This is a genomic window from Synergistaceae bacterium (genome assembly GCA_031267575.1).
Taxonomy (GTDB): domain Bacteria; phylum Synergistota; class Synergistia; order Synergistales; family Aminobacteriaceae; genus JAIRYN01.
Window position 1 is genome coordinate 1 of the sequence record JAIRYN010000060.1, and the last position, 10,840, is coordinate 10,840.

The 10,840-nt window shown below is 47.4% G+C and carries 11 protein-coding genes; 10 read left to right on the forward strand and 1 reads right to left on the reverse strand.

What is annotated here, in order from left to right; translation table 11 throughout:
- Positions 1-144: 144 nt before the first annotated feature.
- Complete coding sequence (locus LBJ36_10405) at positions 145-366, reverse strand: hypothetical protein (GenBank protein MDR1379445.1); 222 nt, start codon at positions 364-366, stop codon at positions 145-147.
- A 180-nt stretch (positions 367-546) separates the two neighbouring features.
- On the opposite strand from LBJ36_10405, the gene LBJ36_10410 reads away from it, so the two are divergent.
- The 10 genes from LBJ36_10410 to LBJ36_10455 all read left to right on the forward strand — a co-directional run bounded on the left by LBJ36_10410 (position 547) and on the right by LBJ36_10455 (position 10,830).
- Positions 547-744, forward strand: coding sequence for a hypothetical protein (locus LBJ36_10410; protein ID MDR1379446.1), 198 nt, complete (start codon positions 547-549; stop codon positions 742-744).
- Positions 745-908: 164 nt separating this feature from the next.
- Positions 909-2,222, forward strand: coding sequence for a nickel-dependent lactate racemase (larA, locus tag LBJ36_10415; protein MDR1379447.1), 1,314 nt, complete (start codon positions 909-911; stop codon positions 2,220-2,222).
- A gap of 728 nt (positions 2,223-2,950) precedes the next feature.
- The gene (locus LBJ36_10420; GenBank protein ID MDR1379448.1) at positions 2,951-3,949 is read left to right on the forward strand and encodes a DctP family TRAP transporter solute-binding subunit; all 999 of its coding nucleotides are present in this window, start codon (positions 2,951-2,953) and stop codon (positions 3,947-3,949) included.
- A 102-nt stretch (positions 3,950-4,051) separates the two neighbouring features.
- On the forward strand, positions 4,052-4,561 hold the full coding sequence (locus tag LBJ36_10425) for a TRAP transporter small permease (GenBank protein ID MDR1379449.1): 510 nt from the start codon (positions 4,052-4,054) through the stop codon (positions 4,559-4,561).
- The gene (locus LBJ36_10430) at positions 4,561-5,841 is read left to right on the forward strand and encodes a TRAP transporter large permease (GenBank protein MDR1379450.1); all 1,281 of its coding nucleotides are present in this window, start codon (positions 4,561-4,563) and stop codon (positions 5,839-5,841) included. The genes LBJ36_10425 and LBJ36_10430 overlap by 1 nt, the downstream gene beginning before the upstream one ends.
- A 384-nt stretch (positions 5,842-6,225) precedes the next feature.
- The gene (locus LBJ36_10435; GenBank protein MDR1379451.1) at positions 6,226-6,438 is read left to right on the forward strand and encodes a transposase; all 213 of its coding nucleotides are present in this window, start codon (positions 6,226-6,228) and stop codon (positions 6,436-6,438) included.
- Positions 6,393-6,614: a hypothetical protein gene (locus LBJ36_10440; GenBank protein ID MDR1379452.1), complete on the forward strand. Its 222-nt coding sequence runs from the start codon at positions 6,393-6,395 to the stop codon at positions 6,612-6,614. The genes LBJ36_10435 and LBJ36_10440 overlap by 46 nt, the downstream gene beginning before the upstream one ends.
- The gene (locus tag LBJ36_10445) at positions 6,541-6,858 is read left to right on the forward strand and encodes a transposase (protein ID MDR1379453.1); all 318 of its coding nucleotides are present in this window, start codon (positions 6,541-6,543) and stop codon (positions 6,856-6,858) included. The genes LBJ36_10440 and LBJ36_10445 overlap by 74 nt, the downstream gene beginning before the upstream one ends.
- A gap of 152 nt (positions 6,859-7,010) precedes the next feature.
- Entirely contained in the window at positions 7,011-8,456 is a 1,446-nt protein-coding gene (locus LBJ36_10450; GenBank protein MDR1379454.1) for a hypothetical protein, read from the forward strand.
- A 4-nt stretch (positions 8,457-8,460) separates the two neighbouring features.
- Positions 8,461-10,830, forward strand: a complete 2,370-nt coding sequence (locus LBJ36_10455; GenBank protein ID MDR1379455.1) for a phosphoadenosine phosphosulfate reductase family protein — start codon at positions 8,461-8,463, stop codon at positions 10,828-10,830.
- Positions 10,831-10,840: the final 10 nt, after the last annotated feature.

Sequence of the window (10,840 nt, forward strand, 5' to 3'; positions counted from 1 at the left end):
CGCAAAATCGTGCCTGTGCAAAACTTCACTGTCAACGCTACCACAACTGGAGCAAGATGCGCGAGGTGTATTAGTTCCCGACTTGCTTTTTCTTTTCGAGAATAATCTATCAAACACGAAATCCGCCCTCCTAAGCTTGAACAATTACGATAAAAAAACGGCCTCGTTAAGGCACGTGAATACACGCCCAAACGAAGCCGCAATCGTTATTGTATCAAAGAGAAAAAGAACTTTTAAGAATTGAAGAAATTGTTGCTTGTTGCTTGTTGCTTGTTGCTTGTTGCTTGTTGCTTGTTGCTTGTTGCTTGTTGCTTGTTGCTTGTTTATTATATCCGATTTTACGTGAAAAACAAGCGTTGAAATCATGATTTTCTCTCCTAGATTAACCCAACCAAAACCTTGGCTCAAAATTTAGAATTCTAATTTTCTCCACCAATACATTTTATATTTTATACCACATTTTACATCAGAGAGCAAATAATACACGGTCACGTCATCTTGTTCTCCGAGATCAGGCCAATGAGCTGGATGAGGTGATGAGATAGCGTGGCAGTCATCATCAGGCCACGCGGAAGTTGCTCCTTGGCCTTACCCGCAACGGAGGAGAGGGTAGAACAGCGCCTGGAAATCCTTCAGGCTGTGGAAGGAAAAGTGGAAGGGAAAAATGTACAAAACCTCATTCAGGCCCTGGCGAAACATATTGATTTCAACAACACGGTCTACGCCTGTCGCGCGGGATATTAGGTCCTCGGCTCTTCTTTGTTCTAAAATTTTCTTCCCGTTGACTTGTTTTAATCTTCATTATAGTATATGAGTATAAAATGATTTTTTGACGTTTGCTATAATACTACATGCGAAAACAATGAAAACAATTGAACGACCTGATATCGACTCGAAATCACGCGAAAGTGGGTGGTATATTGAAGTACGGTATCCCTTACGGGCGTTCCCAGCTTTTTTTCGAAGTCCCTCAAGAATCTATCGCTTTTAATGGCGAAATGACCCGATTGCCAGCTCTTGCTGATTTTGAGCGAGCTCTGCGGTACGCTCTGGACCACCCGATCGAAACACCCGCGCTCAAGGAACTGGTGCGTGACAAAGAAAACATCCTCTTTTTAGTCGAGGATGCCACGCGTAATACTCCTCTCAATAAAATTATTCCTATCGTCACGGGTTACCTCAATCGGAACGGAGTCCCCGACGACGCCATAAGCTTTTTGACGGCTCCCGGAACGCATCGCGTCATGACCGAGTGGGAAATCAAAGAAAAACTCGGCGTGGAAACGGTACGCCGCTTTAAAATATATCAGCACAACGCCTCCGTCTCAGAGGACATCGCAGATCTAGGAGCGGTGAAGTTGCGTTCGCAGATACCCGTTCGCATTCCCGTACATGTCAACCGCCGTGCCCTCTCTGCGGATCTGCTGATCGGGCTGGGCAGCATCGTGCCGCACAGCGATGCCGGCTTTTCGGGGGGAGCCAAAATCCTCCAGCCCGGCGTCTGCGACTTTGTAACGACCTCCGCGACTCACGCCGCGGCCGCTTTGTGCCCCGACATTCCTCTGGGTATGGTGGAGGGAAACCCCTGCCGGGAGGGAATTGAGGCTGTCGCCCGGAAGATCGGTCTTTCCTTCATCCTGAACGTCGTCCAAAATTACGAGGGTGAATCTGCCGGTGTCTTCGCGGGAGATTTTATAAAGGCTCATCGCGCCGGCGTCGCCTTATCCCGGTTGTCTTTCAGCGTGGACGTTCCTCGACTCGCGGATATCGTCATCGTTAGCTCCTCTCCCGCCGATATGGATTACTGGCAGGCAAACAAGGCCTTGAGCTGCGCGTATTTTACCGTCAAGAAAGGCGGGACGATCATCTTTGCCGCTCCCTGCCATGAAGGTCTAGCGCACAATCATCCCCGTTTTCGCGAATGGTTGGCGCTCCCTCTTTCCGAGGTCTTGAAGCGGCTGCGCTCCACCAGTCCGGAAGACACCGAGGCCGACGTGGTTTCCGCCGTCTTGGCGGTCTGCAACTGCCGCGTTCGAGATAAGGCGCACATTTTCTTCGTGGGGGAAGGATTGACGAACGAAGATCTTAGGGCGCTGAAATACAAGCGCATCGCGACCGTTCAGCAAGCTCTCGACGAGGCATTACGGGAAAAGCCGGATGCCCTTGTTGGAATTTTGCCCAAAGGTGGGATTTCTCTGCCAAGAGTTCGCGATGCGACATGAAAAAATTCTAAAAATCTAGAGTTTGAGTCAGAGAGGGTCATCGTATAGCATAGAGATAAATAATTTATTTATACTTAATTTATTATATATTAATTTATATCAAACTCCTTTTCTCATTGATATTACGATAGTAGCTTGTTATGTTCCTTTCGCGCTTTGAAAACTGAATATAAGAGGTTGTTCGGGGAAGTTCCGAACGTAAAATATTCAACGAAAACATCGATATTGAAACCGAAAACCAAAGTTGTATCGATAATCAATTTTTTAAAAAGCGTTTATCCGTTGGGTAAACTTTGCAAGATTCAGCTTTTCCTTAGATCATATGGTCTTCGGAATACTATGTGAAATGTATCTGCTAGCTATAAGTAGATATTAATATATTCAAAAAATCGGAAATGTGCCTTGCGCCTGACAAAACTCTACGAGATGACCCCGGAAGAGCGCGAACTCGGCATCGGCAAGTGAAGATTTGCAGTGAAGATTTGTAGTGAAGATTTGCGAGAATAACTTATTGATATTATCTATTTAATATGGTAACGTAACAAATATGAGCATCCGGTTGATTGGGAATATCCATCTAAAAAATTACGACGGCAAAAGAGGTGAAGCGCTAAGGAACAGATTTGGGAAAGCGACGCAAAAACAGCGATGTTATGAGTGCCGGCGGCTTAGGGTTTATTGTATGTGGTAGCGATATTTTGGACAGTGACATTCGAGGAGATAAGATAATGAATCGACAGAAGTTTTCTGTATTGTGCGCGATGTGCGTCATGCTTTGTATTACGGCGTTTCCGGCTGGGGCTGCGGTCGAGTACACGATCAAAGTGGGCTCCATCGTATCGGACTCTCACCCAGACATGGTGATCATGAGGAGTACCTTTATTCCCTACGTCGAGAGCAAATCTGAGGGCCGGATCAAAGTCGAACTTTATCCGAATGGACAACTCGGCGGAGATCGTGAGCTTACCGAATCGGTACAGATGGGCATGCTCCAAGTCGCGCTTCCTGCCACTTCGGTGCTGGCAGGTTTTGATAAGCGATTCCAGGTGTTGGATCTCCCGTTTCTTTTCACGACCCGTGAGGCCGCTTTTGAGGCTCTGGATGGAGAGCTGGGGGCAAAGCTGAATTCTCTCCTGCCCGACAAGGGCTTCGGTTGTCTCGGATACATCGAAAACGGGTTCCGGCACATCACCAACAGCAGAAAGCCCATTACACAGCCGGATGACCTGAATGGCCTGAAGCTACGCACCATGGAAAATGCCATGCACATCGCGTTTTTCAAGCGTCTTGGAGCCAATCCTACACCGATGAGTTTCGGCGAGCTTTATACGGCTCTCCAGCAGGGGACAGTAGACGGGCAAGAAAACCCCTTTACTTTAATTTACGAATCGAAGTTCTATGAAGTGCAAAAGTATGTCTCGACGACGGGGCACGTTTTTTCCGTTGTTATGTTGCTTTCCAACAAAAAATTCATGGATTCCCTACCGGAAGATCTGCGGAAGATCGTCGTCGACGCCGCTGCCGACTTCGTGAAGGAGCACCGCCGGGTCATGCCTCTCTCAGAAGATGCTAATATGGCGTTTCTAACAGAAAGTGGTATGGCGCTCAACGAGTTGACCCCCGAACAGAAAAAGCCCTTCGTGGAGGCCACCGTTTCGGTTTATCAGGAGTTCGAGACCGACTTGACCAAAGAAATCATGGATCTCGCCAAAAAAGCGCAAAAGTAATCGAAGGCTGTTTGTTGAGGTTTCAGGGGATAGTGAGAACTGCGAAGGTAACCAAACGAGTTCTGTCCCCTGCAAAGTTTTTATTTTGCGGAGGCTCTCGGAATGACGCTCAAGAAATTTCTGGATAACTTTGAAGAGTATTTTGTGGTTTGGACGATGGCGTTGATGACGATTGTCGTCTTTTGCCAAGTCGTCATGCGGTACGTCTTCAGCAACTCCCTTTCCTGGAGCGATGAATTCGCGAGGTTCATCTTCCTGTGGCTTTCGTGGGTGGGTGCCAGCTATGCTGTGAAAGAGCGCGGCCATTTCCGGGTCGAGATGTTCGCCAACCTCCTGAAGGGGCGGTACAGGACAAGATTCGAGTTGCTGATTCTGGTGATCTGGTTTGGTTTTTCTGTCACCATGGTCTGGCTTGGGACGCGGCTTATATTCTTTCTCATAGAAACGGGTCAAATTTCGGCCGCCATGCAAATCCCCATGTCGTGGGTTTACGCGTCGGTTCCTGCGGGGTGTGCCTTAATGGCTATTCGGCTGGTTGTGGAAATGATCAAAATCCTGAGAAACCCGGACGACGTTCCTGAAGAAGCCTCGGCGAATAGGGGAACTTTGTGATGGAAGCCATTCTTCTGTTCTCGACGCTTATCGTCCTCATCGCTCTCAGTGTTCCGATCGGTATCACTCTGGGGCTTTCCACACTGATTTGTATTGCCTTTACGTCGGACATTCCTCTCATGATGCTCGCGCAAAAGTCCGTGACGGGGCTTGACTCTTTTCCTCTGCTGGCCATCCCATTCTTTATTCTGGCCGGGGCGCTGATGTGCAATGGCGGTATCTCGCGGCGCCTCGTCAATTTGGCGGAAAGCTTGGTTGGGTTCATCACCGGCGGGCTTGCCATGGTCACGGTACTCGCCTGTATGTTTTTTGCCGCTATTTCCGGTTCTGGACCTGCCACGGTCTCGGCTATCGGGTCGTTTATGATTCCCTCAATGAAAGATCGTAAATACCACGGAGACTTCGCGGCAGCGATCACGGCGGCGGCTGGAACCATTGGCGTCATCATCCCGCCGAGTATTCCCTTCGTGATCTATTGTATCGTTGCCCAGACCTCCATTGGAGACCTGTTTATCGCGGGCATCGTCCCCGGCATCATCATCGGCATAGCCTTAATGCTCGTCTGCTATTTGACGGCCAAAAAACGCCGCTACCTCAGTTCCACCGAGCCACCCACCTTCAGAGCGGTTCTCAAGGCCCTGCGAGAGGCCATATGGGCGCTTATCATTCCGATTATTATTCTGGGCGGTATTTATGGCGGTGTGTTCACTCCGACGGAGGCCGCCGTCGTCGCGGTTGTGTACTCTATTCTCATCGGAAAATTCGTTTACAAGGAACTGGACTTCAAGACCCTGTACGAGTGCCTACGCACGACCGGACTCATCAACGGAGCGACGGAGTTCATGATCGGGCTATCCATGGCTTTTGCCAGCTACTTGACCATGGCTCAAATACCGGCTCATATCGGCACGTGGCTCAGGGAGTTTTCCAGCAATCCTGTCATAATCCTGATGTTCATTAATGTTTTCCTCTTGATTCTCGGCTGTTTCGTGGATAACATCGCGGCTGTGATCATTCTGACGCCCATCCTGCTTCCCGTGGTCAAGTCCATTGGAGTGGATCCCATCCACTTTGGGCTCATCATTACCGTCAACCTGGCCTGTGGATTCATTTCTCCTCCTTATGGAATAAACCTCTTCGTGGCGTCGGCGATTTCGGGAGAGAGCATTGAGAAGATCTCCGTAGCCATCATTCCGTCGTTCATCGCAATGATAGCCTGTCTTTTGCTTTTTACCTACTTCCCCTCGTTCTCTCTCGGATTGCTACATCTGCTGCGATAAGCACGATTATAGATTCCGGGCCGACTCAAAATGATTTTGAACCGGGTTCGCTTTGTCATATAAGGCGTCAGCTTACGATAAAGCGATTCTCATCCAACGGCTTTAGCCGTTGGATGAGAATCGCAACGCCGCTGTTGGCAGCGTTTGTTTTGTATTTGGTTCCTTGCCTTATGTCTACTTTAATGTTAAATTTCTTTCATGACTTATCAACGATGGATTCATTCGAACACATCTGTGTTCAATATTGACTAGCATCTTATCTGGCGTCCCAAATATCGGCGCAAGGTGCTTGTTGGTGATGTAGAAATCCGACTCAAAGAACTTTTAGGAGAAAAGATTGAGTCGCCTCTTTCTATGCACCTACTATGTACCTACTATGCACCTATGCACCGGGCTTCAGGTAAGCTCAAGAAATTTTCGCGAGAACTCAGCCATAAGAGACGAGGAAGCAAGAATTATAAGAAAGCAAAGCTTGCTCTAGCCAGAACGCACAGGACAATCGCTAATCAACGTAGAGACTATCACTACAAACTGGCGCTTGAGTTCGCACGGTGGTATGCATCCATCTTCGTCGAGGACTTGAAGTCGAGGACTTGAACGTGAAAGCTATGCAACGCATGTGGGGTCGTAAAATATCTGATTTGGGACACGCTCAATTTCTCGGTATTCTTTTATGGGAGATGTACAAGAACGGCAATCATGGAACAAAAATCAAATGGAACAAAAATCGACAGGTTCTATCCTTCGTCAAAAACCTGTTCGTCCTGTTTTGATGTTCTTCCTGAGTTACCGCTGTCCGTCTGTGGCTGGACGTGTCCGAGATGTGGGGCGAAACACGACCGGGATATCAATGCGGCTGTAAATATTCTCAGAGTGGGGGCATCCACTCTTAAAGGAAAAGACGTAAGACCGGTTTCAGTTGGCTGTCTTTGTCGATCTTACAATCCCATCTTACAATCCCATGACTTTAGTCGTGGGAGTATGCCAAGCTTAACTTACTTACTTGCGCTTGAATAATCAATTGAATGATCAATCAATTGATCATTCATGCCAATTCCCGATGCGTTTGTCCTATGCCAAGCCCTAACTGTTTTTGCTTTTTTGACAATCGCGCCGTATACTATAAAAGACATTAGAGCAAAAGACGATAAAAATGGAGAGAAAGAGAAATGAACTTTGAATGCAAGCCTAAACGAGAGAATCGCTTCATTTCTCGAGTTGAAAAGCAAAAGCCAGTGGGAGAGAGAGTGAAGTCTATTGTCTTATCTTTATTAGAAGAACACTTTCCGAACGGCATACGTCCATACTCTGTCATCGATATAAATAAACTGAAAAGATACTATCGTAAGGCAGGTGAAATTATTCCTCCGGATATGGACATATCTTCACTCTTGCAAGCTATCGGTATCTGGCACAGTGAGAAGATATTTGCCATTTCTCACAACAGTGAAAAAGGTCTTATAGGATTGCTCGAACGCCTTATTGCCGAGGGTAACCGATTATTTTACTATGATGAATTTTATGACGCCCACTCCGACTTTTTGCGAGAGGCGCGCATATTCTCGTCAGATCTGTTAAAGACGATGTTATCGCATGTATTTCCGCTTTTACGCTATTCAAAAAATTATTTTTCAACAGAAAGCAATGTGACTGTGGAATCCGAGGTATCGCGTTGCTATAAATCAGCAATTTACCTGTCATATGAGCAACTGAAAGCAAAATTGCCTTATGTGCCGCTCGAAAAAATCAAACAGGCGTTGGCGCAAAACAACGATTTTTTGTGGGTGTATCCAGGTATTTATATCCATACAAAAAAAATGGAATTTGACGAGTCCGAGCGCTATGCCACGGAGGCTAAAGTTGAGACTGAAATAGTTGAACACGGATATGCTTCTCTCGCCTTGCTCGACGTTCCAAATAGCCTCGAACTCAATCCCGAACTGTCAAAAACAGCTGTCAAGAATGGCTTGTTTCAACTTTTCCTTGCTGATCGCTACGAAAAGCGCGGTAATATTATCACACCGAAAGGCAAGCCGCTTAATTCCGTCGCCATATTTGAGCACTACTGCCTGACACATGACCATCTGACGTTGGATGAACTCTCCGCCTTAGAAAAGGACATCAATGGTAGCGTCCACAGCCAGGCGTTGCTTGTCGCCTATGACGTCATGGTGCGCGTGGATAAGGATGATTTTGTTGCCGATGCCGAAATCGACTTTGACGTCGAAACCACGGACAACGCGCTGGGCTTGTTTATCCATACGGATGTTATTCCGCTTCGAACCGTAACGAGTTTCACTTCTTTCCCATACATCGAGGGTTATCGATGGAATCTGTTTCTGCTCGAAAGCTATTGCAGGCGGTTCAGTCAGCAATTCCAATATCAATGCCTAGTGATCAACAGCAGGAACGTCGGGGCAATTTTTCGGGAATCCGCGAGATTCGCCGACTATACCGATGTGCTTGCTTTCGCCGCGGCAAACGCGGATGTGGAATTAAGGGAAAAAGAAGTCGGCGACTTTCTGTTCGACAGCGGTTACGTTGCAGCGAGAACGGCAAACACGATTGCAAAAGTCACCGCGAAAGCACGAATCATAAGGGAAAGAAGAGTTTAGAACAATGTACGCATACACGCACGACGCGCAAACGGGTGGTTTGTTTCTCAATGATAGCACCCCATTGTTTTCCAAAGAGCCGCGCCCGGTGTATTACCGTGAACTCGATATTCTCGGTTTCAACGCGCATTGGAAATATGAGCAGCAAGACGAATTGCCCTATATGTGGGCGGAGGCGAATTGCTACTGGTACCGCGGACGTTTAGTGGTAAAAACCAGGGGAGGTTCTCTTTACACCGCGCCGGCATTGGAGTTTGTACTTGACGCTGACGGCGAGCGCGTTCTGCCGGACGGCGAAACGCTCTCTCCCGTCGACATAACCGCGATGATCGAGAAAAACCGTGAGCTGCTCGAAGTCATAGAACAAGTCACGGTGAAGAAGATATTTGACGTATATAAACGTTACCGCAAGAAACTGGATTGTTTCCACGTCGCCTTTTCGGGGGGTAAGGACAGCATGGTTTTGCTTGAACTCGTGAAGAAGGCATTGCCGAAGAGTGGTTTCGTCGTCGTGTTTAGCGATACGGGCATGGAGTTTCCCGACACATATGACGTTATCGATAAGATTGAGGAGCAGTGCCGTGCCGACGAAATAGAATTTTACCGCGCGGCGTCGCGTTTCAAGCCGGAGGAAAGTTGGCGACTTTTCGGGCCGCCCTCGCGTGTGCTGCGTTGGTGCTGCTCCGTGCACAAATCCGCGCCGCAAACGCTGAAACTTCGGGAAGTGTTGGGCAAGTCCGAGTATACAGGTATGGTTTTTGTCGGCGTTCGTTCACACGAAAGCGTAAAGCGGGATGAGCAATTAACGCAAAAAGAAATTAAGTATCAAAACCCCGACGAACTTGCATATATTGACTCTTATGACAAAATAAAGGGCCAAAGGGCTACGAAATCTATTTATGAATGGACATCGGCCGAAGTATGGCTTTATATATTCGCGAAAGGTCTGTTCATAAACGAAGCCTATAAAAAAGGAAGCGCGCGCGTAGGTTGTTTGTGCTGTCCTATGGGTAGTTCAAAAGCGGACTATTTTCAATACGTCAATTACGCCGATGAGGTGGACAAGTTTACTCGCCTGATAAGCCTATCGAACGGACGCGAAAATATATCCGCTGAAGAATACGTCAGCAACGGTGGGTGGAACGCAAGGAAGAACGGTCGCTTTTTGAAAGACAATCGACGGTGTTATTCCGAGATAACGGCAAACGGTTTGATTACCATCGAAGTGAACGAGCCGAAAACAGGCTGGTGTGAGTGGATAAAGACCCTTGGCGACTTAACATCGAACGGTAACAGGTATACGCTGGACTATGACGGTAAGTCAACTTCGTTTGAAGTCAAGAAGACCAATAAGTGTGGATATATCGTGACGTTGCCGGAACAGGTCGCAAGGGATAGCCCTGAATTCGGGAAACTATTCAGATATGTATTCCGAAAAGCCGCATATTGCGTAAAATGTGCTACGTGCCAAGCGAACTGCAGGCAAGGTTGTATCTCTTTTAGCAAGGATGTCAAAGTAGAGGGTTGTATCCATTGCCATGAATGTCATGACTTAATCGCCGGTTGCCTTGCCTATGATTCGTTAAAAATTCCAAACGGAGAAGGCGAAAAAATGGAAAAAGCAATTAACTGCTTTAGCAATCACGCACCAAAAACGGACTGGTTTATCGGATTTTTTGGAAAGAAGAATGACTATCTTTCAAACAACACGTTGGGACCAGTTCAAAGAACGAAATTCAAACGCTTCTTGAAAGACGCGGGGCTTTTGGAGAGTGATCATTTTAGCGATTTCGCCGAAAGGCTTTCTTCTATTGGTTGGGACAGTGAGGTGGGGCTTGGGTTGTTGCTTGTCAACATCGCCTATAACCCACAGGTGGAATGGTACATCAAAAACCTCGACATCGGGCATGTTTATCCAAGAAAATCGATAGAGGATATGTTGACGGCTATCGGGCAGAGCAAAGACAATATCGACAGCATAATACCGTCATTTAAGCGTCTCTGCGAACTCCCGTTCGGCACGAAGCTGAACTTCGGCACCGTCACCGAAAAAAGACGGCAGATTGAAACGCTTGCCCGCAACAAATCCACACTCAAAGATAACCGTGTCGTCCTCTATTCGCTGTATAAGTTCGCGGAAGCCTGTGAAGGGTATTATCAATTTACGCTCACGCGTCTGCTTGATCACACGGTTGAATCCGCTGGTATCAGCCCCACGCGGATTTTTGGCTTCGATCGCGATGAAATGGAACGTTTCTTGAACGGATTATCCGCGAAGTACCCCGATTTTATCAACGCCGCGTTTACGCACGACCTCGATAAAATCACCCTTCGTGAGGATAAAACATCTATAGATGTACTGACCCTGTTTTGAGGAGGAGCGA